The sequence below is a fragment of the Mesorhizobium sp. BR1-1-6 genome (genome assembly GCF_020165355.1).
GTDB lineage: Bacteria > Pseudomonadota > Alphaproteobacteria > Rhizobiales > Rhizobiaceae > Mesorhizobium.
On record NZ_JAIUHZ010000023.1, the window covers coordinates 54,667 to 76,838 of the forward strand.

General features: G+C 64.8%; 23 protein-coding genes. 13 read left to right on the forward strand and 10 right to left on the reverse strand.

The window, feature by feature from the left end:
• Position 1: 1 nt before the first annotated feature.
• Positions 2–553 (reverse strand): MaoC family dehydratase, encoded by a 552-nt coding sequence (locus LB545_RS27470; RefSeq protein ID WP_140562015.1) that lies wholly within the window; start codon positions 551–553, stop codon positions 2–4.
• Positions 554–753: 200 nt separating this feature from the next.
• Between LB545_RS27470 and LB545_RS27475 the strand changes: the two genes are divergently transcribed.
• Positions 754–1,851, forward strand: coding sequence for a lactonase family protein (locus LB545_RS27475; RefSeq protein WP_140878798.1), 1,098 nt, complete (start codon positions 754–756; stop codon positions 1,849–1,851).
• Between the two features lie 298 nt (positions 1,852–2,149).
• On the opposite strand, the gene LB545_RS27480 is transcribed toward LB545_RS27475, so the two are convergent.
• From LB545_RS27480 to LB545_RS27490, 3 genes are all read right to left on the reverse strand, one after another.
• On the reverse strand, positions 2,150–3,139 hold the full coding sequence (locus tag LB545_RS27480; protein WP_140520942.1) for a Tim44 domain-containing protein: 990 nt from the start codon (positions 3,137–3,139) through the stop codon (positions 2,150–2,152).
• A gap of 68 nt (positions 3,140–3,207) precedes the next feature.
• The gene (locus tag LB545_RS27485; protein WP_140648984.1) at positions 3,208–3,504 is read right to left on the reverse strand and encodes a zf-TFIIB domain-containing protein; all 297 of its coding nucleotides are present in this window, start codon (positions 3,502–3,504) and stop codon (positions 3,208–3,210) included.
• A gap of 254 nt (positions 3,505–3,758) precedes the next feature.
• Positions 3,759–4,748: a zinc-dependent alcohol dehydrogenase family protein gene (locus tag LB545_RS27490; RefSeq protein WP_224706118.1), complete on the reverse strand. Its 990-nt coding sequence runs from the start codon at positions 4,746–4,748 to the stop codon at positions 3,759–3,761.
• 103 nt (positions 4,749–4,851) lie between these two features.
• Here LB545_RS27490 and LB545_RS27495 point away from each other — a divergent pair, with 103 nt between their 5' ends.
• Positions 4,852–5,754, forward strand: a complete 903-nt coding sequence (locus tag LB545_RS27495) for a LysR substrate-binding domain-containing protein (RefSeq protein ID WP_140497644.1) — start codon at positions 4,852–4,854, stop codon at positions 5,752–5,754.
• Positions 5,755–5,895: 141 nt separating this feature from the next.
• Complete coding sequence (locus tag LB545_RS27500; RefSeq protein WP_224706119.1) at positions 5,896–7,542, forward strand: acetolactate synthase large subunit; 1,647 nt, start codon at positions 5,896–5,898, stop codon at positions 7,540–7,542.
• Positions 7,543–7,600: 58 nt separating this feature from the next.
• Here LB545_RS27500 and LB545_RS27505 read toward each other — a convergent pair whose 3' ends face one another.
• Entirely contained in the window at positions 7,601–8,248 is a 648-nt protein-coding gene (locus LB545_RS27505) for a GNAT family N-acetyltransferase (RefSeq protein ID WP_181165161.1), read from the reverse strand.
• Between the two features lie 166 nt (positions 8,249–8,414).
• On the opposite strand from LB545_RS27505, the gene LB545_RS27510 reads away from it, so the two are divergent.
• From LB545_RS27510 to LB545_RS27525, 4 genes are read left to right on the forward strand one after another with little or no spacing between them, the layout of a single operon-like run.
• Complete coding sequence (locus LB545_RS27510; RefSeq protein WP_224706120.1) at positions 8,415–9,716, forward strand: ArgE/DapE family deacylase; 1,302 nt, start codon at positions 8,415–8,417, stop codon at positions 9,714–9,716.
• Positions 9,713–10,771, forward strand: a complete 1,059-nt coding sequence (locus LB545_RS27515) for a phosphotransferase (RefSeq protein ID WP_224706121.1) — start codon at positions 9,713–9,715, stop codon at positions 10,769–10,771. Before LB545_RS27510 ends, LB545_RS27515 begins: the two co-directional genes overlap by 4 nt.
• A 6-nt stretch (positions 10,772–10,777) precedes the next feature.
• A complete protein-coding gene (locus tag LB545_RS27520; protein ID WP_140878802.1) occupies positions 10,778–12,082 on the forward strand; it encodes an aspartate aminotransferase family protein in 1,305 nt (434 codons plus the stop codon).
• 28 nt (positions 12,083–12,110) lie between these two features.
• Positions 12,111–12,767: a GntR family transcriptional regulator gene (locus tag LB545_RS27525; RefSeq protein ID WP_140623703.1), complete on the forward strand. Its 657-nt coding sequence runs from the start codon at positions 12,111–12,113 to the stop codon at positions 12,765–12,767.
• Positions 12,768–12,799: 32 nt separating this feature from the next.
• Here the strand turns inward: LB545_RS27525 and LB545_RS27530 are convergent, their stop codons facing one another.
• From LB545_RS27530 to LB545_RS27550, 5 genes are read right to left on the reverse strand one after another with little or no spacing between them, the layout of a single operon-like run.
• Complete coding sequence (locus LB545_RS27530; RefSeq protein ID WP_140623701.1) at positions 12,800–14,098, reverse strand: NAD(P)/FAD-dependent oxidoreductase; 1,299 nt, start codon at positions 14,096–14,098, stop codon at positions 12,800–12,802.
• The gene (locus tag LB545_RS27535; RefSeq protein ID WP_181171581.1) at positions 14,095–15,072 is read right to left on the reverse strand and encodes a branched-chain amino acid ABC transporter permease; all 978 of its coding nucleotides are present in this window, start codon (positions 15,070–15,072) and stop codon (positions 14,095–14,097) included. Before LB545_RS27535 ends, LB545_RS27530 begins: the two co-directional genes overlap by 4 nt.
• The gene (locus LB545_RS27540) at positions 15,069–15,977 is read right to left on the reverse strand and encodes a branched-chain amino acid ABC transporter permease (RefSeq protein WP_140623697.1); all 909 of its coding nucleotides are present in this window, start codon (positions 15,975–15,977) and stop codon (positions 15,069–15,071) included. The genes LB545_RS27535 and LB545_RS27540 overlap by 4 nt, the downstream gene beginning before the upstream one ends.
• Positions 15,974–16,741, reverse strand: a complete 768-nt coding sequence (locus tag LB545_RS27545) for an ABC transporter ATP-binding protein (RefSeq protein WP_140562033.1) — start codon at positions 16,739–16,741, stop codon at positions 15,974–15,976. Before LB545_RS27545 ends, LB545_RS27540 begins: the two co-directional genes overlap by 4 nt.
• Entirely contained in the window at positions 16,738–17,538 is an 801-nt protein-coding gene (locus LB545_RS27550) for an ABC transporter ATP-binding protein (protein WP_140514551.1), read from the reverse strand. Before LB545_RS27550 ends, LB545_RS27545 begins: the two co-directional genes overlap by 4 nt.
• A 145-nt stretch (positions 17,539–17,683) precedes the next feature.
• Here LB545_RS27550 and LB545_RS27555 point away from each other — a divergent pair, with 145 nt between their 5' ends.
• From LB545_RS27555 to LB545_RS27580, 6 genes are all read left to right on the forward strand, one after another.
• Positions 17,684–18,412: a GntR family transcriptional regulator gene (locus LB545_RS27555; protein WP_140497664.1), complete on the forward strand. Its 729-nt coding sequence runs from the start codon at positions 17,684–17,686 to the stop codon at positions 18,410–18,412.
• Positions 18,413–18,910 carry a DUF3830 family protein gene (locus LB545_RS27560; RefSeq protein WP_224706122.1) on the forward strand — a complete coding sequence of 166 codons (498 nt, stop codon included), beginning with the start codon at positions 18,413–18,415 and terminating at the stop codon, positions 18,908–18,910.
• A 1-nt stretch (position 18,911) separates the two neighbouring features.
• The gene (locus tag LB545_RS27565; RefSeq protein WP_140648998.1) at positions 18,912–19,271 is read left to right on the forward strand and encodes a TIGR04076 family protein; all 360 of its coding nucleotides are present in this window, start codon (positions 18,912–18,914) and stop codon (positions 19,269–19,271) included.
• Positions 19,268–20,323, forward strand: coding sequence for an aldo/keto reductase (locus LB545_RS27570; RefSeq protein ID WP_140562037.1), 1,056 nt, complete (start codon positions 19,268–19,270; stop codon positions 20,321–20,323). The genes LB545_RS27565 and LB545_RS27570 overlap by 4 nt, the downstream gene beginning before the upstream one ends.
• Positions 20,320–20,751, forward strand: coding sequence for a DUF4440 domain-containing protein (locus tag LB545_RS27575; RefSeq protein ID WP_140555557.1), 432 nt, complete (start codon positions 20,320–20,322; stop codon positions 20,749–20,751). The genes LB545_RS27570 and LB545_RS27575 overlap by 4 nt, the downstream gene beginning before the upstream one ends.
• Positions 20,752–20,814: 63 nt before the next feature.
• A complete protein-coding gene (locus tag LB545_RS27580) occupies positions 20,815–22,074 on the forward strand; it encodes an ABC transporter substrate-binding protein (protein WP_224706123.1) in 1,260 nt (419 codons plus the stop codon).
• Positions 22,075–22,172: the final 98 nt, after the last annotated feature.

Below are 22,172 nucleotides of genomic sequence, written 5' to 3' on the forward strand. Positions count from 1 at the left end.
TCTACTTCTCCGTCTTGCCGAGGAAATCGGCAGGGTTGCGGTACTTCACCGTCTGCAGATGCTCGCAATAGAGAACGAGTTCGCCTTCGCCCTTGAACACCTGGTAGCTGGCGCGGATCAGCCCCATGTCCTTGTAGCGCGGCGTCTTGTCGAGGTTGGACCGGATCGAATAGATCGTATCGCCGATGAAGACGGGCTTTATGAAGCGGAGCTTGTCGTAACCATAGGAAAACGCGTTGACGCAGTTGGTTGCGACGAGCCCCAGGCCAGCCGAGAAGACGAAGGCGCCCGCCACCAGCCGCTTGCCGAAAATGCCCTCTGTCTCGGCAAACATCTGGTCCTGCACGTAAGGATGGATGTCGAGCACCAGCGTGTTGAACAGGTGGCTGTCCCCTTCGGCCATGGTGCGGCGCAACGAGCGGATCTTCTGGCCGACCGGCCAGTCCTCGTAGAACCAGTTCTCGGCGTTCCAAACCGGCAAGGCGGCATGTTCCGCGGGCATGTTGGCCGGATGCGTCGAGGCGACGCCGACGGTCGGTGCGAAGTCGTTCATCGCTGGCTCCGCTGGCACTGCGCAAGGCACGGCACAAGTTTCGGAACACGCGTCAAGGCGCCAGATTGCACGACGTCTCCTCCCGTCAATCTTCTTTTGTAAATACTATTTTCACATATGGGGTTGCGTTGCAAGCGAGGACGGGCGAAATTTTGGCTGTTTCCGCTGCGCTCGAGCGCCGGCGAAACAGGGAGAAAAACATGCGCGATGCCTGTCTGGTCTTTGTCGGCAGCCTGAACCGGGAGGCGCCCTATTTTCAGGGCGCACGCGGCGTCGGCCTCGGCGTCTACAGCTTCGACGAGGAGACGCTGGAAACACGAAAGCTGGCCGAGACCAGTGACATCGACAATCCGACCTTCCTTTCGGTGACGCCGGACGGTTCGCGCCTCTACGCCAATTCGGAAGTCTTCCCCTGGCGCGAAGGAACGGTTTCGGCCTACGGCTTCGACCGCGCCTCGGGCACGCTCACTTACCTGAACAAGCAGCCGTCACTCGGCAGCATCACCGCGCATAACACCATCACCCATGATGGCACGAAGCTGCTGGTCGCCAACTACGGCATGGGCGAGGGCGGTCCGGATCGCGCAGTCGCGGTCTATGGCTTCGACAGCGATGGCGCCTTGTCGGCTCCTCTGGCCAGCGTTTCGCACAAGGGCACTGGCCCGAACGCAGCCCGGCAAGAGCGCTCGCATGCCCATAGCGTCACCGAAACCATCGCCGGCGGAACGGCCATTGTCGCCGATCTCGGCATCGACCGGCTGGTGTCCTACCGGATCGAGCACGATGGCAATCTGACCAAACTGGCCGAATCCGCTTTGCCGCCGGGCGCCGGTCCACGCCATCTCGCCTTGCATCCGAACGGCCGTTTTGTCTTCGTCATGAACGAGCTGGATTCGACCATCGTGTCGATGGCGCTGGACAAGGCAAGCGGCAAGCTCTCGACCATCGACGCCAGGCCGGCCGTGCCGGCCGAGGCGCGCCAGGCCAATCACTGCGCCGATATCCAGATCTCGCCCGACGGCCGCTTCCTCTACGGCTCCAACCGAGGCCATGACAGCGTGGTCATCATGGCCGTCGACCAGCAAAGTGGCGCGCTGAGCCTCGTCGGCTATGTCCCTTGCGGGGGCGCCACGCCGCGCAACCTGGCGCTGACGCCGTCCGGCGGCCACCTGTTCTCGGCCAACCAGAATGCCGACCGCATCTCGATCTTCGCGCGCGACGCCGAGAGCGGCGGGCTGACCGACACCGGCCGTGCCATCGAGATCGGCACGCCGATGTGCGTCAAGATCGTGCGGTGAACCGTGCGCGACATCGGCATCGAGCTTCGGACGGAAACGGGCCGGAGCTCAGGCCGGGCGATCCGGGTTGACGGGTGCCTTCGCCGGAGCTGTTGACGGGCATTGAACGAAAAAAACCCGCCTGCGCGGCGGGTTCCTGGCGCAACTCAGCACCATAGATAAATATCTACCATAGTTGCCTTCACCCAGTCAAGAAAAAATTCCTATCTTGAGAGCTGCCGGCCATGGAAGGCTGCTGACACAGCCGGACCGGCCGTCGTCAGGCCGCCTTTGTCAACGCGAGTTCGCACGCTGGAGCTCAGGCCTGTTGGATTGCCGAGAGCTTCCAACTCGAGCCATTCTGACGCGTGAAGGTCCACAGCTCCGTCGTCTCCGTGGGATGATCCTCGTCGCCCTCGACGACCTTGCCGCTGGCCCGTTCGCGCATCACGTCGCGCGATTCATAACGCAGGGCCGCCGTGGCATAGTCGCGGTCATCCTCGCGCCAGCTTTCCGCGATGTCGGCCTGCAGGAGGGTGACGTCGGATACCTCGTTCCTGAGGCCCTTCTTCGCGTTGTCGGCCAGCTCTTCAGAGAGATAGGACACCATTTCGGGAGTCGTCGTCTTGCGCAACGCGGCATGATCCTCACGCCCGAACGCTTCCTGGACATCGCTCAACAGCTGCTGGAATGCGTCGAGGTCGGTCTGGGCGAGCCGGATTTCATCGGAACCGGTGGCCGCCGCGGAGCCTCGGCCTGAACCGCCGCCAAAGCCGGGAATGGCGAAAGAACGCGCATTGTTGGCATCGCTCTGTCCGGCTGCGCGGTTTTCAAATCGCGAGGCATTGCCGGCGCCGGCGAGCGCAGGGGCGGGGCCACGCGCGGATTGCGACCGGAAGAACCTGATTGCCAGCATGATGGCGCCACCGATCAGCACGGCCTGCAGCAGGAAACCGAACATGCCCGCCAGCCCACCGAAGCCCTGGCCCAGGAGCAGCCCGATCAGGCCGCCGATCAGCAGGCCGCGCATCATCGTTCCACCGAAGCCGCTCATGAAGCCGGGCCTCTGCGGGCCGGCCTGCGGCTGCCGGGCCGCGGTGTTCACGCCGGTATTGGGCGTCATCGAACGCTCGACCGGAGCGGTCGGCGCCGGAGCGGTCCTGGTCGGCGGCGCTGATTGGAACGTGCGCATGCCGCGGCTGCCGAAACTGCCGCCGCGACGGGCCTCGGCATGGTCTACCGCGACCATGGAGAATGCCAGGAACAGTCCGGCAAACAGGGCGGCAAATCGGCTTGTGCGGGAAATCATCTGGACGGACCTTTATCGATGGGTTTCGGAAATTCTCGACAGACGTCGGGCCGGCTACCGGCGTGCGGTCAATCGAACAGCTCTTCGAAGAACGATTTCTTCCGTTTCGGATAGCGGTGGCCCTGCGAGCGCGCATAGTCGTCATCGCGGTCCCGGCCATGCTGGGGCTGGGAGAACGCTGCCGGCTGTGGCGCGGACGAGGCCTCCTTGGCCGATCTCTCGATGATCTTGTCGAGTTCGCCGCGGTCAAGCCAGACGCCACGGCACTGCGGGCAATAATCGATCTCGATACCCTGGCGTTCGCTCATCACGAGCGCGACGCGGCAGGAGGGGCAAACCAAACCAAGAAGGGAAGACGATGTCATATGGGGCTCCAAACCAAAAGAGATGAGCCCGCTTGACCGAAAGGATGGAAACGGGCCCGTTAAAGCGGTCCGACATCACAGTCGCGAGGTGCGACAGTCAGAGGGGCCCGGCCCGCATGCGAGAGTTAGGAACGCAGAGCGGCGCCTTCAAGAGCGACATTGTCCGCGAGGATCGAATTTGTTCCCCATCGCTGACGTCATTGCGCTTCGAGCGCTGGGTACCGCGCCTGCGCCAACGACCCCGGCGTCCCTGCTCAGACCGTCACCACGATCTTGCCGAACTGCTCGTTCGACTCGAGATAGCGATGCGCCTCGACGATCTGCTCGAACGGGAAGGTTCTGTCGATGATCGGCCTCAGCGTGCCGGCCTCCAGCCCTTCGAGGATGAACGCCTTGGCGGCTTCCAGCTTCGCCGGGTCGCCGGTGATCTCGTGGACGAGGTAGCCGCGCAGCGTCAATGTCTTGCCAAGCACGGCGGGCAAGGGAAACGGCGTCGGCTCGGAGCTCAACCCGCCATATTCGATGAGAATGCCACCACGGGACATCGCCGCCGCGAGCGGCTCGAAAATCGGGCCGCCGATCGCCTCCAACACGATGCGCACGCCTCGCGGCCCGGCGATCCGGCGTAGCCGCGCCTCCAGATCCTCCTCGGCCAGGACCACGACTTCAGCCGCGCCGGCGTCGAGCAGGGCCTGCTTCTTCGTCGAGGTCCGTGTCACCGCGATCGCCGTCGCGCCGACGCTGTTGGCGATCTGGATCGCGGCAAGCCCGACGCTGCTCGAGGCTGCCGTGATGACGACGAAGTCCTCGTTGCGCAGCCTGGCGATGTCTATCAGCGCGCCATAGGCGGTGAGGTACGGCATCCACATCGCGGCCGCGGTCCGCCAGTCGAGTGATATCGGATTTTTGACGACGAGCCCGGCAGGATAGGTAACAAGCTCTCCGTAAGCCGGCCAGCGGATCATCGATTGCGGCGGGATGACGCCGACGGCATCACCCGGAGCCAGACCCGTCACGGCTTCGCCGACCGCTTCGATGAGGCCTGCGGCCTCCAGGCCAAGCCCGGAGGGCAGGGTGGGCGTCTCGATATAGGTGCCCGCGCGCAGTAGCGCCTCGGCGCGATTGAGGCCGAGCGCCTTGACGCGGATCTGAACCTCGCCCGGGCCGGGTAGGGGAAGATCCACATTTTCGATCCGCAGGACCTCGGGGCCACCATGCCGATGAAAGCGAACGACGCGCGCCATTGGGTCTACTCCAAATTGTTTGAACCGAAAGGAGCTATGTCGCCAAGGCGAAGTTGGATAAATAGCAATGGGAGCAGAACAGTAGAAACCAGGAGTTTCGAATATGGATCGCCTTGAGAGCATGGCCGTGTTCGTCAGGGCGGTCGACCTCGGCTCGTTCGCGGCGGCCGCGGCCGCACTCGATCTGTCCGGACCGATGGTCGGCAAACACGTCCGGTTTCTGGAGGAGCGTCTCGGCATGCGCCTGCTCAACCGCACCACGCGCCGGCAGAACCTCACCGAGTTCGGACGCGCCTATTACGACCGCTGTCGGCTGGTGCTGGCCGAGGCCGAAGCGGCCGATCAACTCGCCGCCGACCAGCTCTCGCAACCGCGTGGCAAGCTGCGCGTCACCATGCCGGCGCATTTCGGCCGGCACTGCGTAACACCCGTGCTGCTGAAACTGGCGCGGCAATATCCGATGCTGGAACTTGACCTGTCGCTCAGCGACCGCTTCGCCGATCTTGCCGAGGACGGCTACGATCTTGCCATCCGAACCGGCGATCTGGAGGACAGGGCAGGCGTGATCGCGCGCCGCGTCGCGAGCCAGGACATGATTGTCTGTGCGGCGCCGTCCTACCTGAAAATTCAGGGCGAGCCACGGCGGATCGAAGATCTCGCCAATCATCATGCCATCGTATATCGCCGGCTCGGCCAAGCCGTTCAGCCTTGGCTGTTCCCGCGCGAAGGACAACCAGCACAGGAGATCATGCCCGGCGGCCGGCTGCGGCTCGACGATCTCGATGCCATCGCGGATGCTTCGGCCGAGGGCATGGGGCTCGCCTGGTTGCCTTGGTGGCTGGTTCGCGAGCGTATCCAGGCCGGGGCGCTGGTCGAGCTCTTGCCGGACCAGCCGCGATATCTCTATGACTGCCACGCCCTTTGGCTGCAGACGCCCCATTTGCCGCTGAAAGTTCGGCTGGCCGTCGATGCGCTGGCGGCCGCCTTGCCGAAACGGATGGCTTGATCGCTAGCGCTCGCGGCCACTCTCGTTTGGGATCGCGCGGACATTCCGTGGAGAGGCGCCTCGGCTCTTTGAGGCATCGCTTTCCAGTGCCATATGAGGCAAAGCTGGCGGCATGCAGGCGCATTGCAGGAGAGACGGTTGATGACCAAAGGTTCGGATCTGTTCGTGGCGGCCCTCGAGAACGAAGGGGTCGACCGGATATTCGGCATTCCGGGCGAGGAGAATCTCGACATCGTCGAATCCATCCGCCGCTCCTCGATCCAGCTCATCCTGACCCGTCACGAGCAGGCGGCCGCCTTCATGGCCGCCACGTATGGCCGGCTCACCGGCAAGCCAGGTGTGTGCATCACCACGCTCGGCCCCGGCGCGCTCAATCTGACGACCGGCTCGGCCTATGCGCTGCTCGGCGCCATGCCGATGATCATGATCACCGGCCAGAAGGGAATCCTGTCGTCCAGGCAGGCGCGGTTCCAGATCGTCGACATCGTCGCGGCGATGAAACCGCTGACCAAGCTGTCGCGCCAGATCGTCTCGCCCAAAATGATCCCCTCGCTGGTGCGCGAAGCCTTCCGCGTCGCGCAGGAAGAGCGGCCGGGTCCCGTGCATCTGGAACTGCCGGAAGACATTGCGGCGGCTGAGTGTGAGGATGTCCCGCTGGTGCCGACGCATCCGGTCGAACTGCCGCTGGCCGGTGCGGGCGCGCTCGACCGCGCCGCCCGCATGATCATCGAGGCCAAACGTCCGCTGCTGATGTTCGGCGCCGCGGCGTCGCGGCCGCGCGTCACGCCCGACGTCGCCCAGTTCGTGCTGCGCACCCAAATTCCCTATTTCACCACGCAGATGGGCAAGGGCACCGTGCCCGGCGGCACCGAACTCTACATGGGAACGGCGGCCCTTTCGGAACGCGACTACGTGCACGAGGCCATCGAACAGGCCGACCTGATCATCACCATCGGTCACGACACGGTCGAGAAGCCGCCCTTCATCATGGGCGTCAACGGGCCGAAGGTCATTCATGTCGGCTATCAAACCGCCGATGTCGAGCAGGTCTATTTCCCACAGACCGAGATCGTCGGCGACCTCGGTCCTTCGCTGGCGCTGCTGGCGGATCGCATCGAGGGCAAGATCCCCAACGCGCAGGCCCTGTTGCCGTTGCGCGAAGGCATTCTGAGCCGCATCGCCGCGCGCGCCACGGAAGACCGCTTCACGCCGCAACGCATCGTGCATGACGTGCGCGTCGTGATGCCCGCCGACGGGATCCTTGCCCTCGACAACGGCATGTACAAGATCTGGTTCGCGCGCAACTACCGCACGCGCATGGCGAATACGCTGCTGCTCGACAATGCGCTGGCCACCATGGGCGCGGGGCTGCCGTCGGCGATGATGGCGGCACTGCTCCATCCGCAGCGCCGCGTCATGGCCATCTGCGGCGATGGCGGCTTCATGATGAACAGCCAGGAACTGGAGACCGCCGTCCGGCTCAAGCTCAATCTTGTCGTCCTGCTGCTCGAGGACCACGCCTATGGCATGATCCGCTGGAAGCAGGCGGTCGACGAGTTTCCGGATTTCGGCATGACTTTCGGCAATCCCGATTTCGTCAAGTACGCCGAGGCTTATGGCGCCAAGGGAACCAGGGTCGGCGCGATCGCCGAATTCCGGCCGGCGCTGGAACAGGCTTTTGCCGGCGGCGGCGTGCATCTCGTCGTCGTGCCCATCGACTATTCCGAAAACATCAGGGTGCTCGTCGACGAATTGCGTGAGCGGCTGCCAGCGGTGCAGGCGACCTGACGGCGGCCGGCGCCAAGGCCGTCGATGCCGAGATGCCTGGCTGGTTGTGAAGGCGTTTTCATCTGGCGTCGGGGGACCAGTCCGTCTCGATCAAGGGAATCTGCGGCGCCGCATCACGCGGCAACGTTCCCTTGGTCCTGGGGTCGTCGGCGATTTCGAAGCCGGTCGCAAAGGGCTCAAATCCGCAGGCCCTGTAGAAACCGATGACACTGTGATGGTCGAAGCTGCTGGTATGAAGCCAAATGCGGCTGGGCCGGAGACGCCATGCCTGGTCGAGCGCGCCGGCCATCAGCCGCTTGCCGAAGCCACGGCCGGTCAAGGAGGGGAACAGGCCGAAATAGGTGATCTCGATCTCGTTGTCCTCGGCCACCGAGAACTCGACCATGCCGACATGGGCGCCGCTTTCATCATGGCCGTAATAGAGATGCTGGCGCGGATCGGCGAAATGCGCGGCGATCTCGGCATCCGACATTTCGGCGGCGCGATCCCAGAGCCAGGGAGCGCCGATCTCCAGGAAGATTGCACGGTAGGAAGCACTGTCGGGTTTCGCGATCCTTGTCATGGTCAACGGCCTCGCGAGACCCGGCACCGGCGCGCGCGCTTCCATCCATGTCACCGCATTGACGATCTTGCCGGCCGGCACCCGCCGATAGCCGACCGTTAGATTGGTGATTTCATCAGGCAATCTGCCTTCGGTGACCAACATCTGTCCTCGACCTTCCCCACCGGCGCGCAAGGAGCTGATGCCAACTCTGCGCTCGCCTGCCAAGAGGCTCCCGAGGTGGGTCAAGATTTTTGGCCCGCCTGTCCCTTGCGTTTCACAGAGATGGCATATGAGATATGATACACCATCGAACGGAAAGCGGAATATCATGCCTGAGCGAATTGCCGACGAGGCCATTTTGAACGCGGTCGACGACGGCTTCGCGCGGCAGGTGGAATTCCTCGCGAACCTCGTGCGCTTCCCCTCGCAACGCGGCGAAGAACACGCGGCGCAATCCTTCATGGCAGCCGCGTATGAAGCAGATGGCTATACGGTGGACATGTGGCGTGTCGATGTCGATGCGATTCGCGACCTGCCGGGCTTTTCGCCCGTGGCCGTCTCCTATGACGACGCCTTCAACGTCGTCGCCACCCACATGCCGCGAAACGCGACCGGCCGCTCGCTGATCCTCAACGGCCACATCGACGTCGTGCCGACGGGCCCGCTCGATCGCTGGCTGCGCGATCCCTATGATCCGGTCATCGAGGACGGCTGGATGCATGGTCGCGGCGCCGGCGACATGAAGGCTGGGCTCTCGGCCTGCCTCTACGCGCTGGCCGCACTGCGTTGCCTCGGCTATCAGCCGGCCGCGAAGGTCTTCCTGCAATCGGTGGTCGAGGAAGAGTGCACCGGCAATGGCGCGCTCGCTTGCCTGCAGCGCGGTTACCGCGCCGACGCAGCCTTCATCCCCGAACCGCTGGAGCCGAAGCTGATGCGGGCGCAGGTCGGCCCGATCTGGTTTAGGGTCGAGGTCGACGGCGATCCCCAGCATGCGTCGGGCGCTTTCTCGGCCGGCGCCAACGCCATCGAAAAGGCTTTCCTCATCATCCAGGCGTTGAAGCAGCTCGAAATCGTCTGGAACGCGCGCAAGGTCGACGACAGGCATTTCTGCGATCACCCGCATCCGATCCGTTTCAATCTCGGCAAGATCGAAGGTGGCGAGTGGACATCGAGCGTCCCCGCACGCTGTGTGTTCGAGATGCGTGTCGCCACCTATCCCGGCCAGAAGCTGGAGGATGCCAGAGCCGAGCTCGAGGCCTGCATCGCCGACGCGGCCCGCGCCGATCCGTTCATGGCCAACCGCCCGCCCAGGATCACCTACAATGGCTTCATGGCCGAGGGCTATGTGCTGGAGGGCGCCGACGAGATGGAAACCGTGCTGCGTCGTAGCCATACCGCCGTCTGGGGCGAGCCGCTGCAGGAACACGTCACCTCTGCCACCACCGATGCGCGCTTCTTCGGCCTCTACGCCGACACGCCGGCCATCGTCTACGGTCCGATCTGCCGCATGCCGCATGGCTATGACGAAGCGGTGGACCTCGATTCCGTACGCAAGGTCACCCAGACAATCGCACTGTTCATCGCCGACTGGTGTGGGCTGGAGCCTGTCGACCCCGAGGCAAGGCCATGACCGGCGCCGTGACCAATGCATTCGGCGAGACGCTGGCCGAGGACGCGCCCGATGTCCCGATTGCCGATGCGCTTGCCATCTTGCGCCTGCACTACGGCCTTGCCGGCACCGCTCAACCCTTGCCCGGGGAGCGCGACCACAATTTTCACATCCGCACCGATGGCGAGGGCGAATTTGTCCTGAAAATATCGCATCCGGCGGAAGAGGCCGGCTTCACCGATTTCCAGAACAAGGCGCTGGACCACATCCTTGCGGTCGATCCCGCCTTGCCGGTTCCCTCGGTGCGCAAAAGCCTCGATCGCGATGCGCAGTTTACGGTCAGCATCGGCGGTTCGCAGCCGCGTATCGTCCGGCTGGTCACCTATCTGCCCGGCCAGTTGCTTTCGCGCTCGCCGGTGTCGGCTGCGCAAGATCGCAATCTCGGCATCTTCCTCGCTCGGCTTGGCAGGGCACTGCGCGGCTTTTTCCACCCGGCCGCCGGCAGCGATCTTTTGTGGGATATCCGCAAGGTCGCCAAGACGCGGCCCATGCTGGCACATATCGCCGATGCCGGGCGCCGCGCCATGGTCGAGCGCGTCATCGATGCCTTCGAGGAGCACGCCGCGCCCATTATTCCCAGCCTGCGCGCCCAGATCGTCCACAACGACATGAATTCCTACAATGTGGTGATGGACGCATCGCGGCCCGAGATCGTCAGCGGCATCCTCGATTTCGGCGACATGATCCATTCGCCGCTGATCTGCGATCTCGCCATCGGCGCCGTCTACCGCTGGCCGGCCGACGGCCACCCGCTGGCGCCCGCCGCACGCTTCGTTGCTGGCTACCAGTCGGTGCAGCCGCTCGAGGCCGAGGAGATCGGCATCCTGTTCGACCTGATCCGTGCCCGCCTTGCGCTCATCGCCAACATTGCCACCTGGCAGGCGGAGCGCTTCCCGGCCAAGCGCGACTATGTGCTGCGCCTCATCACCGAGGTCTGGGCCTCGCTCGAGCGGCTGGACGGACTGTCACACAGCGATGCCCGCCGTTATTTCCTCGATCATTCCAATCCGGAGTAGACGCTCGTGTCCCAATCCTCGCCCGCAAATGCCTCCGCCGATGCCGGTGCATCAGCATCCGCGCTGCTCGAGCGCCGTGCCAGGCTGCTCGGCCCGACCTATCGCGCCTTCTACCGCAACCCGATCCATCTCGTGCGTGGCAGCGGCGTTTGGCTCTACGATGCCCACGGACGCAAGTTTCTCGATGCGTACAACAACGTCGCTTCGGTCGGGCACTGCCACCCGCGCGTCGTCGAGGCGCTGTCGGGGCAGGCGGCCACGCTCAACACCCACACGCGTTACCTCAGCGAAATCATCCTCGACTACGCGGAAAGACTTCTCGGCACGCTTCCGCCCCATCTCGGCCATGCCATGTTCACCTGCACCGGCAGCGAGGCCAACGATCTCGCCATCCGCATCGCCCAGCATTCGAGCGGCAATACCGGCGTGATCATCACCGATTTCGCCTATCATGGCGCCACCATCGCCACCGCGCAGCTGTCGCCGGCCGCGGTCGGGGCGAAGGGCGTGCCCGCGCAGCACAGGACCGTGGCCGCCCCGGATACGTTTCGCGATCAGGGCCGGGCCGCACGCGATTTCGCCAGGAATGTCGCCGCCGCCATTGAGGACATGCGCGCACAGAACGTGCGCCCGGCGGCGCTGCTGATCGACTCGGCATTTTCCAGCGACGGAATTTTCTTCCCCGATGCGTCGGCGATGCGCGAGGCCGCCGATCACGTCAGGAAGGCGGGCGGCATCGTCATTGCCGACGAAGTCCAGTCCGGCTTCGGCAGGCTCGGCCAGGGCATGTGGGGTTTCGCCAATTACGGCCTCGAACCTGACATCGTCACCATGGGCAAGCCGATCGGCGACGGGCATCCGATGGCCGCGGTCATCGTGCGGCCGCAGCTTGTTGCCTCCTTCGGTTCCAACACCGGCTACTTCAACACATTCGGCGGCAATCCTGTCGCCGCCGCCGTCGGCATCGCGGTGCTCGACGTGATCGAAGGCGAGGGGCTGGTCGAGAATGCGCGCACGGTTGGGGCCTATACGGGCGAGCTGCTGCGCGCCTTGCAGGGTCGCCACGCCATGGTCGCCGATGTCAGGCATAACGGTCTTTATTTCGGCGTCGAGTTGACTGCGGAGGGGGACGAGGCGCTGGCCTCCACCAGGACGTCGGCGGTCGTCGAAGCCATGCGCGAGGACGGCGTGCTGATCTCGTCGTGCGGTCCGCGCGGCAACGTGCTGAAGATCAGGCCGCCGCTGCCGTTCGCCAGGGACAATGCCGAGCAACTTGCCGAAACGCTCGATCGCACCCTGTCGCGCTGGTGAGGGGATAGGAAAGGGGGCGGCGATCGACATGCTGAAGCTCGAACATCAGACCCTGAACGACCGCGCCTATGGCGCGCTCAAGCAGGAGCTGATTTCGGGCGGCTTCAGCCCGGGCCAGACATTGGTCATCCGCAAGCTTGCCGAGACATTCGGCATTTCGACGACGCCGATCCGCGAGGCGCTGCAACGGCTCGTCGCCGAGCGGCTTCTGGAGTTGCAGAACAACCGCTCGATCATCGTGCCCTTGCTGTCTGCCCCCGCCTTCGAGGAACTGACGCGCATCCGCGTCGCTGTGGAGGGGTTGGCGGGTGAGATGGCCGCGTCGCGCATCACCGAAGACGGGCTGGTCGACATACAGGCCACGCTGGCGGGCATGCAGCGCGCGATTGAGGCGGGCGACGCCGGGGCCTATCTCGCGCTCAACGAGGCCTTCCACTTCGCCATCTACCGGCATGCCGGGGCCCCGATCCTCCTCAACATGATCCGTGATCTCTGGGGGCGGGTTGGGCCCTATCTCAAGCTCCTGATGCAGGCCGATCGCTACAAACCCCAGTCGAACGAGGCGCATCGCAAGATCGTCGCGGCATTGGCGCAGCGCAACGGCGCCGACGTCAGGACCTTCATAGAACAGGACATCGCCATGGCGGCGGCGGTGCTGGCGGGGAACCTTCGCGCGGCCGAATGACGATCCGATGCCGTCGCGCCCTGGCGATCGGCCTATCCGGTCTTGTCCAGCCGGTCGCGAAGCATGCTCCACGGCAGCAGCGCGTTCGGCGCGAAGCGCAGCAGGCTGTGGAACGGCATCCGCGACGGCGGCGCAAAGGGCAGCGGCAGATCGCGGGCGTCGGTTCCGCTAGCCCAGTCCGCAAGCACCTTGCCCATGGCCGTGGTCATGGCGATGCCGCGGCCGTTGCAGGCGCGACCCGCGATCAGCCCCGGTCCGAGATCGATGAGGTGGGGCAGGAAATCGGGTTCGACCGCAGCCATGCCCGACCAGCCATAGGCGAGCGGCGGCAGGTCCGGGAGTTCGAGATGCCGGGCCAGCCGCCGCCGGATCGTCTGCGGCAGGCGTCGGTCCGCACCCGCGCCGAAGACATGCATGCCGCCGCTGATCAGCCGGTTTTCGGCATCGAAGCGGTAGGTGAAGAGATTGCGTCTCGTGTCGCCGACGCCTTGCCCGCCGGGCAACAGGCGGCTGCGCACCTTGCGCGGCAGCGGCGCCGTCGCGATCTGGAAGATTTTCAGCGGGAAAAAGCTTTTCCGAAGCCCCGGATTGAGCTGTCCGCCATAGGCATTGGTGGCGATCAGCACCTTTCCGGTGCGCACCGAACCCGTTTGCGTCTTCAGCGACCAGCCGTCCGCGATGGGGTCGATCGCGACGACGCGCGTGTGCTCGAACAGGCGCGCGCCGGTTTTTTCCGCCACGTCGGCCAGGCCGCGCGCATAGGCGACCGGATTGAGTACGCCTCCGGAACGATCCATCCAACCGCCGACATAACCGCGGGCGCCGGTCAGCGCCTCGATTTCTTGCCGGTCCAACACGACGGCCGGTCGGCCGCGCTCCGCCCATTGCCCCGCGCGTGATTTGACCTTTTCGAGCGCGACAGGGGAATGTGCCGGCTGGATCCAACCGTTCTGCACCGCGTCGCACTTGATGTCGTGCCGCCTGATCAGGCCAAAGACCAGGTCGGCGCTGCCAGCGGCGAAGTCGATCAGCCTCTCGCCGCGCGCGGGGCCTAGATGGGCCTTTATCGCATCCGGATCCATTTTGGCGAAGTTCGGTACGATGAAGCCGGCATTCCTGCCGGTAGCGCCCCAGGCGATGGTTTCGGCCTCGAGAACGGCGACCGAAAGACCTCTGGCCGCGGCATGCAAGGCCGTCGAAAGGCCGGTGAAGCCGCCGCCGACGATGGCAAGGTCGACATCGAGCTCGCCTTCCAGCGCCGGGCGGAGGCGGGTCTCACGGCTGACCGCGTGCCAAAGCGAAAGCGCTTCCTGCCGGGCCATTGCGGTCACGAGCCGCTCTCGCTGGCGGCCACCTTCGCCCGCTTGCCGAGCCGTGCCCGCCGCGGCCGTTCCCCGAACAGTCCGTTGGGGCGGACCAGGAGGATGATGCACAGCATGACGCCGATTGCCACGATCTGCAGGGATGCGGCGCGGGCCTGTTGCTCCGGCGGGAACAGCGCGCTGGTGAGCGTGCCCGACCCGGCCCATATCCCCCAGACCAGGATGCTGCCGATGACGGCACCGGCATTGCTGCCCGAGCCGCCGACGATCAGCATCACCCAGACCTGGAAGGTCAGGATCGGCAGGTAATTGTCCGGCGCAATGAAGCCGGTGAAATGCGCCTGCAAGGCGCCCGCTAGGGCCATGATGGCACCGCCGACCGCGAAGGCCTGGACACGGTAGAAGCGCGCGCTCTTGCCGAGCGAGATCGCCGCCCGCTCGTCCTCCCGCAGCGCCTTCAGCACCCGGCCCCACGGGCTGCGAGACAGGTGCTCCAGCGCCAGATAGGCAACCAACGTGACCGCCGAGACGACGGCAAGGTTCGACAGGTTGAACAGCAGCGGCGTCTCGGCGAGGCTGCCGAAGGGGCGCGGGATGAAGCCGATGCCGAACGGACCGCCGGTCAGTTTCTGCGCATTGAGCGCGACCAGTTGCACGACCACGGCGACGCCGAAGGTGGTGATGGCCAGATAGTCGGATCTGAGCCGCAGCGTGGCGATGCCCGTCAGGGCCGCGGCGATGCCGCCGACGACCATGGCGCCGAGCCAGCCGGCCAGGATCGGCAGGCCGAAACCGCCCAGACGCGCGGCATCGTCCGGCGTCGTCAGCAGCGCCGAAGTATAGGCGCCGATGGCGACGAAGCCGGCGAGCCCGACATTGAAGAGCCCGGTCAGCCCCCATTGCAGATTGAGCCCCAGCGTGACGAGCGAAAAGATCAGCGCCGTGGTCAGGAAGAAAGCGCCATAGCCGAGCAGGTCCATCAGCGTTCCCTCACACCAAAAAGGCCGATCGGCCGCACGAACAGCACCGCCATCAAGATGATGAAGGAGACCGCCGCGCGCCATTCGGCGCCGATCAGTTGCACGGCGCCCGCTTCGGCGAGCCCGATGATCAACCCGCCGAGCACGGCGCCCGGGATGCTGCCGATACCGCCGAGAATGGCGGCGGCGAACATCGGCAGCAGCATGTCGAAACCCATGAACGGGCGGATCTGCACCAGGATGCCGATCATCACGCCGGCGACGCAGGCAAGCGCTGCGCCGAGGATCCAGGTGACACGCACCACCTTGGCGACATCGATGCCGACGATGCGGGCAAGTGCCGCATTCTGGCTCAGGGCCTGCATGGACCGGCCGGTCTGCGTGCGCGTCATCAACAGGTGTACGCCCAGCACCAGAATTGCTGTCAGCAGCAACAGCGCGATCTGGTCCGGCGTGATGCGGATGCCGAAGCCGACCGGCATGGCGATCTGGATGGCGCGGCTGAAATAGGTCGGGCGTGAGGTGAAGGTGAACTCGAGCAGGCTTCGCAGCGCCATCGAGGCGCCGAAACTTGCCATCACCACGATGATGGCCTGGCCCTGAGAGCGCAGCCGCGCGAACAGCACCTTGTCGAGCAGCAGCGCCAGCAGGGCGGTGAATGCCATGCCGACGACCAGCGCGACGATGAGCGGCCAGCCGAAGGAAAGCGGGGCGATCGGCGCCACCTTGCCGATCGTCGCGCCGATGGCGCCTACGACGGCCAGCGTCGCATAGGTGCCCCAGGCCATGAAGTCGCCATGGGCGAAGTTCGAGAAGCGCAGGATCGAATAGGTCAGCGTCACGCCGATGGCGCCGAGGCCTATCATCGAGCCGGTCAGCAATCCGTCGACGATGAATTGCAGGTTCATGCCGCACTTCCCTTGCCTGAAGGCGCGGCCTTGCCGGCACTGTCCGGGCGCTGGCCAAGATAGAGCTCGGCGACCACCGGATCGCTCCACAATTCAGCGGCGATGCCCTCGTGCCGGTCCTTGCCTTCGACCAGCACATAGGCGCGGTCGCCGATGGCGAGCGCCGCCTTGGCGTTCTGTTCGACGAGAAGGATGGTGACGCCGGACTTGCGGATGCCGGCCAGCATCTCGAACACCATCGAGACGAATTTCGGCGACAGGCCGGCCGACGGCTCGTCCAGCACCAGCACCTTGGGGTGGACGATCAGCGCCCGCGCCACGGCCAGCATCTGGCGTTGCCCGCCCGACAGATTGCCGGCGGCGATGCGGCGCTGGCGCGCCAGGTCGGGGAAGGTCGCGTACATCTCGTCGATGCGGGCGGGAACCCCGCGGCGCTCGATGATGCCGCAGGCAACCCTGAGATTGTCGTCGACCGACATCAGTGGAAACACGTTCTCCGTCTGTGGCACGAAGGCGAGCCCTAGCCGCACCATGGTGTGGGCCGGTGCGGTGGTGATATCCTTGCCGTCGAGGAGAACGGTGCCGCCGGTGACCGGGACGAGACCGGCAATTGCCTTGATCAGGCTCGACTTGCCGGCGCCGTTGGGGCCGAGAACGACGACGATTTCGCCCTTCCTCACCGTGATCGAGGCACCGCGCACGATCGGCACGCCGGGTTCGTAGCCGGCTTCGAGGTTGCGGACGTCAAGCACGGTGCCGGTCACGCCGCGCCCCCGAGATAAGCCTCTATCACGCGCGGATCGCGCGCCACCTCGTCGGCCGTGCCCTCGCACAGAAGCTCGCCGCCCGCCATCACCAGAACGCGATGGCAAAGCCGGGTCACCATGTCGATGTTGTGCTCGATCAGAAGAAAGGTGATGCCGCTTTTGTTGATGTCGCGGATGCGGTCGATGATGACTTCGAGCAGCGTGGCGTTGACGCCGGCCGCGGGCTCGTCGAGCAGGATGATGGCCGGGTCGGCCATCATCACACGGGCAAGTTCGAGCAGTTTGCGCTGGCCGCCGGAAAGCACCCGCGCCGGTTCGTGCGCCAGCCGGGTGAGCGAGACGAGTTCAAGCAGTTCGGCAGCCTTCTCGGCGGCTGCCTTCTCTTCGGCGGCGACCCGCCACGGGATCAGGAAATTGGCGAGCAGCCGCTCCCCTGCCTGACGTTGCGCGGCAAGCATGACGTTTTCGATCAGCGTGAGATTGGGCAAGGGCCGGGGAATCTGAAAGGTGCGCCCAAGACCGCGGCCAATGCGCAGGTGCGCTGCTTCGCCGGAGACGAGCGCCCCGTTGAGACGTATCTCGCCGCTTGTAGGCAGGATGCTGCCGGCGAGCAGGTCGAACATCGTCGTCTTGCCGGCGCCGTTGGGGCCGATCAGGCCGAGGATCTCGCCCGGGCGGACCTCGAACGAGACATCGTTGACGGCGACAAGGCCGCCGAAACGCCGCACGACGTTCTTTGCTGCCAGAACCGGCGCCTGGGTCTCCGTCCCATGCCGTTTCGCCGTGTCGTTCATCAAGCCCTCTGGCCGAAGCGATCTTTGCCGCTTTCTGATTTTTTGATTTGTGATCACACTTGCTTTGATCACGCTAATCAGCTTTAATTTTCTCCGCAAGCCGAAAACAGGCCAGGCCGTCGAAAAGGCCAAGATCGGGAACGCCATGCAAAGGGCTGCTGTCGAGCGCACCAACGAGGTCATCGCCGCGCAACTCGCGCCGGTCGGCCGCGAGACGGTGCAGGACCGCGTCTATTCCGAATTGCGCCGGGCGCTGATTGGCGGTCTCTTCGAGCCGAGCCAGGTTCTGACCATACGCGGCCTTGCCGATGCGCTGGTCACGTCTACCATGCCGGTGCGCGAGGCGCTTGGGCGGCTGATCACGGAAAAGGCGCTGGAAGCGCTTCCAAACCGCTCGGTGCGGGTGCCGCCGATCACGCTGGAACGCATCGACGACCTCCTGCGCGCCCGTGCCCTGATCGAAGGCGAGGCAATCGCGCTTGCCGCCGCGCGCATGGATCCGCGTCAGATCGCCACCATCGAAACCATTCTCGGTGAATGGGACGAGATGCGGGCGCTGAAGCACAAGAAGGATGTCGACCGCGAGGTGACGCTCAATCAGAGCTTTCATTTCGAAATCTATCGCGCCTGCGGTTCCGCCGTGCTGATCCCGATGATCGAGAGCCTCTGGCTGCAGTCGGGACCATGCATCCGAGTTGCAATCTATGCCTTTTCCGAGGCCGGCGAGGTCGACACCGCCCATTATCATCGCAGCATCGTCGCCGCGCTTGCGGCGCAGGATGCCCAGGCCGCACGCGAGGCGCTGGTGGCCGACATCAGCCGCCCTTTCGCTTTCCTGCGCGACAAGCTGAAGTTGACGGCAAAGGCGGAGTGAATGCCTGATATGACCAGACGCATCATCAGGATCACCGAGCCGCATTCCGAGCTGTCGGTGACGGCGCAGTTGCTGCCGGAAAAAGCGCCAGAGAACGCAACGTTCCTGTGGTCTTACCTGGCCGAGCCGCGCGTCGTCGCGGGCATTCATGCCATGTGGACCGGCCCGGAAATCTCCTGTCCGATCCCCACGGCACATCTGGACGGCGAGGCCTTTGCCCAGGCCTTGCCGGCGGAGAACGCGACGCTGACGCCGCAGCCCGGCGACATCGTGCTTTCCTATGTGCCGCCGCGCATGTGGGGCGGCAACCCGCACGCGATCTTCGACATTGGCCTGTTCTACGGGCAAGGCGCGCGCCTGCTGTTTCCGATCGGCTGGCTCGCGGGGAGCGTCGTTGCGCAGGTGCTGCCTGAGCAACGCGATCAGTTCGCATCTGCCTGCGGCATCATTCGCCGCAATGGCGCCTGCGACGTCACCTTCGCGCGGCTGGAGAGCTGAAATGGCTGAACGCGACGACAGCTTCGAACTTTTCGACCTCCGCGTCGAGGCTGTCGTCCCCGAGGGCAAGCCGGTTTATTGCGGCGCCAGGCCCGGCGACTATTTCGAGCTGAAGGGCGAGATGCTGTCGATGCCGGCGGGCCAGGGATTTTCGATCTATTCCATAGCGGCCGTGCTGCCGCTGCTGGCGGCGAAGCAGCGCCCCACCCATGCCAATGACTGGATGACCTCGGATGCCGAGATCGCCTGTCCCGATCCCAATTGCGCCAGCAGGCTCAGGATCGTCAGGACCGGCAAACGGCGGTTCAGCCACGCCGAGACCACGGCGGTGCCGCTGCCGAAGGAGAGTGAGCAGAGATGACCGCCAAGACTTTCGAACTCAGCCCCGGCTACACAATCTCGCGCGTCATTCGCGGTGGCTGGCAGTTGGCCGGCGGCCACGGCGCGGTCGACCGTCAGCAGGCAGTATCTGACCTGATCGCCACGTTCGACGCCGGCATCTGGACCTATGACTGCGCCGATATCTACACCGGCGTCGAGGAACTGATCGGAGCGGCGCGGCTGCGTCTGGCCAACGAACGTGGTCTCGATGCCGCCGCCAGGATGAGAGTGCACACCAAGCTGGTGCCGGACCTCGAGCGGCTCGCCGGCATCAGCCGCGACTACATCAGAGGCATCGTCGACCAGTCTCTGCGCCGGCTGAAGACCGAACGGCTCGACCTCGTGCAGTTCCACTGGTGGGACTATTCAGTGCCTCGCTATGTCGACGCGATGGGTTGGCTCGACGAGCTACGGCTGGAAGGCAAGGTGCGCAATGTCGGCACCACCAATTTCGATACGCAGCGCCTTGGCGAGATCCTGTCGGCCGGCGTGCCAGTCGTCAGCCAGCAACTGCAATACTCCGTCCTCGACCAGCGTCCGGCGGCGAGCCTCGCCGCGCTCGCGGCACGCAACGGCGTCAGTTTTCTCTGCTACGGTTCGGTGGCCGGCGGCTTTCTCGGCGACAGATGGCTCGGCGTCGCCGAACCGGACATGCCGCTCGAAAACCGCTCGCTGGTCAAATACAAGCTGATCATAGACGATTTCGGCGGCTGGGAGCTCTTCCAGGCCCTGCTCAGGGTGCTGAAGCGGATCGGCGACCGCCACGGCGTCGACATCGCCACTGTCGCCAGCGCCTGGGTGCTCGAGCAGCCGCAAGTGGCGGCCGTCATCGTCGGCGCCCGCAACCAGGCGCATGCGCTGGCCAATGCGAAGATCATGGATGTCGCGCTCGGGACTGAGGATCGGGCAGAGATCGGCGCCGTGATCGCCCAGAGCCGCGGTCCCCTCGGCGACGTCTACACGCTGGAGCGCGATCGTCACGGCCGCCACGGCTCGATCATGCACTACAATCTCAACGCGGCCCGGCCATGAGCGCCACCACCGAAAGGCTGTTTTCGCGGGCCAGCACCGAAATCGTCGAGTTGCATCGCTTCTTCGTCGACTGGTTCGTCGCATCGCGCGCCGGCAAGGCCGATTTCAGCCGCTTCGAACGCGTCATGGGCGAAGGCCTGGCCATGGTCACGCCTGACGGCACGGTCCTCGATCGCGATGCGGTGGTCGACCATGTCCGCGCAAGCCGCGCTTCCTGCGACGAAGCCTTCGCCATCTCGATCGAGGACATCCGGCCGGGCTGGCAAACCGGCGACGCGATCGTCGTGCTCTATGTCGAGGCGCAGTTGCGAGGCGGCAAGCATAGCCGCCGTCAGTCGAGTGCGCTCTTCACCACCAATCCATCGGCGCCCAACGGCGTCGAATGGCGACATCTGCATGAAACCTGGCTGCAGATGCCGGAAAGCTGAACAGGCTCCAGACGTGAAATTTGGTTCGTGTAACTCAATTCGTGTAGCTCAAGGGGAACAACAATGAGAAAGACGATACTCCAACTCACCACCGCGCTCGCTCTCGTGACGATCGCCGGCACGGCACATGCCGCCGACTGCAAGATCACGGTCGGCCTGGTCATGGAATTGACCGGACCGGCCGGTGAATACGGCCAGGCCGGCGCAAAATCGGTCGAGATGGCCTTCCGCGACATCAACGACGCCGGCGGCGTTCGCGGCTGCGATCTGGTGACCGACACGCGTGATAGTCAGAGCCAGGGCAATATCGCCGTCGATGCGGCGACCCAGTTGGTTCAGGTCAAGAAGGTGCCGGTGATCATCGGCGGCATCATCTCCTCGGTGTCGATCCCGATCCTGACCTCGGTCACCGCCCCGGCCAAGATCGTGCAGGTCTCGCCGGCTTCGTCCTCGCCGACGCTGACCGCACTCGGGCGCGATGGCAAGACCAACGGCATCTTCTTCCGCACCATCACCTCCGATGCGCTGCAAGGCGTGGCCGCCGCGAAATACGCCATCGACAAGGGCTTCAAGAAGCTGTCGATCATCCATGTCAACAATGATTTCGGCGTCAACATGGTGGCCGAATTCTCCCGCGCCTACAAAGCGCTCGGCGGCACCGTCGTCTCCGACACGCCCTATAATGAGAAGCAGTCGAGCTATGCCTCGGAAGTGACGGCGGCCATGGCCGGCGAGCCCGACGGGCTTTATCTCGTCAGCACGCCGGTCGACGGCGCCACCGTCGCCCGCACCTGGATTTCGCAAGGGGGCGTGCAGAAATTCCTGCTCAATGACGGCATGAACAGCCCGGACTTCATCGAGTCCGTCGGCGCCAACTATCTCAAGGAGGCCTATGGCACCTCGTCCGGCACCAGCCCGACCGCCTCCACCGACTACTTCACCAAGAACTACAAGGAGTTTTCGGGCATCGAACCGTCCAATCCTGCGGCCGACCGTTCCTATGATGCCGGCGCCATTGTCGGCCTGGCAATCGCCATCGCCGGCTCAGAGGATCCGGCCAAGATCAAGGACGCCATGTACAAGGCGGTCGATCCGGCTGGCGCGCCGATCTTTGCCGGCAAGGACGAGTTCGCCAAGGCGCTCGGATTGATCAAGGAAGGCAAGCCGATCCGCTACGAAGGTGTCATCGGCCCGGTCGCCTTCGACAAATATGGCGACATCACCGGTCCGTTCCGCCTGTGGAAGATCGTCGACGGCAAGGTAACGACCGACGGTGAAATGACCACCGACGACGTCAATGCCCTGCAGGCGAAGCTCCAATAGGCCGTCACATCAGGCAGCCCGGCATCGATCTCTCGATGCCGGGCTGCTCGCAACCTGCCTTGGCCTTGCGCTCTGAAATTCATGTCGTCCACAACAAG

Excerpts from the sequence above, each read along its gene's own strand:
- LB545_RS27565 (WP_140648998.1), top strand. The coding sequence starts at position 18,912 with ATGGCTGAACGCGACGACAGCTTCGAACTTTTCGACCTCCGCGTCGAG.
- LB545_RS27540 (WP_140623697.1), bottom strand. The coding sequence starts at position 15,977 with ATGAACCTGCAATTCATCGTCGACGGATTGCTGACCGGCTCGATGATA.
- LB545_RS27510 (WP_224706120.1), top strand. The coding sequence starts at position 8,415 with ATGCCTGAGCGAATTGCCGACGAGGCCATTTTGAACGCGGTCGACGAC.
- LB545_RS27550 (WP_140514551.1), bottom strand. The coding sequence starts at position 17,538 with ATGAACGACACGGCGAAACGGCATGGGACGGAGACCCAGGCGCCGGTT.
- LB545_RS27480 (WP_140520942.1), bottom strand. The coding sequence starts at position 3,139 with ATGATTTCCCGCACAAGCCGATTTGCCGCCCTGTTTGCCGGACTGTTC.
- LB545_RS27490 (WP_224706118.1), bottom strand. The coding sequence starts at position 4,748 with ATGGCGCGCGTCGTTCGCTTTCATCGGCATGGTGGCCCCGAGGTCCTG.
- LB545_RS27475 (WP_140878798.1), top strand. The coding sequence starts at position 754 with ATGCGCGATGCCTGTCTGGTCTTTGTCGGCAGCCTGAACCGGGAGGCG.
- LB545_RS27505 (WP_181165161.1), bottom strand. The coding sequence starts at position 8,248 with ATGTTGGTCACCGAAGGCAGATTGCCTGATGAAATCACCAATCTAACG.
- LB545_RS27560 (WP_224706122.1), top strand. The coding sequence starts at position 18,413 with ATGCCTGATATGACCAGACGCATCATCAGGATCACCGAGCCGCATTCC.
- LB545_RS27580 (WP_224706123.1), top strand. The coding sequence starts at position 20,815 with ATGAGAAAGACGATACTCCAACTCACCACCGCGCTCGCTCTCGTGACG.
- LB545_RS27485 (WP_140648984.1), bottom strand. The coding sequence starts at position 3,504 with ATGACATCGTCTTCCCTTCTTGGTTTGGTTTGCCCCTCCTGCCGCGTC.
- LB545_RS27525 (WP_140623703.1), top strand. The coding sequence starts at position 12,111 with ATGCTGAAGCTCGAACATCAGACCCTGAACGACCGCGCCTATGGCGCG.
- LB545_RS27575 (WP_140555557.1), top strand. The coding sequence starts at position 20,320 with ATGAGCGCCACCACCGAAAGGCTGTTTTCGCGGGCCAGCACCGAAATC.
- LB545_RS27495 (WP_140497644.1), top strand. The coding sequence starts at position 4,852 with ATGGATCGCCTTGAGAGCATGGCCGTGTTCGTCAGGGCGGTCGACCTC.
- LB545_RS27470 (WP_140562015.1), bottom strand. The coding sequence starts at position 553 with ATGAACGACTTCGCACCGACCGTCGGCGTCGCCTCGACGCATCCGGCC.
- LB545_RS27515 (WP_224706121.1), top strand. The coding sequence starts at position 9,713 with ATGACCGGCGCCGTGACCAATGCATTCGGCGAGACGCTGGCCGAGGAC.
- LB545_RS27555 (WP_140497664.1), top strand. The coding sequence starts at position 17,684 with ATGCAAAGGGCTGCTGTCGAGCGCACCAACGAGGTCATCGCCGCGCAA.
- LB545_RS27500 (WP_224706119.1), top strand. The coding sequence starts at position 5,896 with ATGACCAAAGGTTCGGATCTGTTCGTGGCGGCCCTCGAGAACGAAGGG.
- LB545_RS27570 (WP_140562037.1), top strand. The coding sequence starts at position 19,268 with ATGACCGCCAAGACTTTCGAACTCAGCCCCGGCTACACAATCTCGCGC.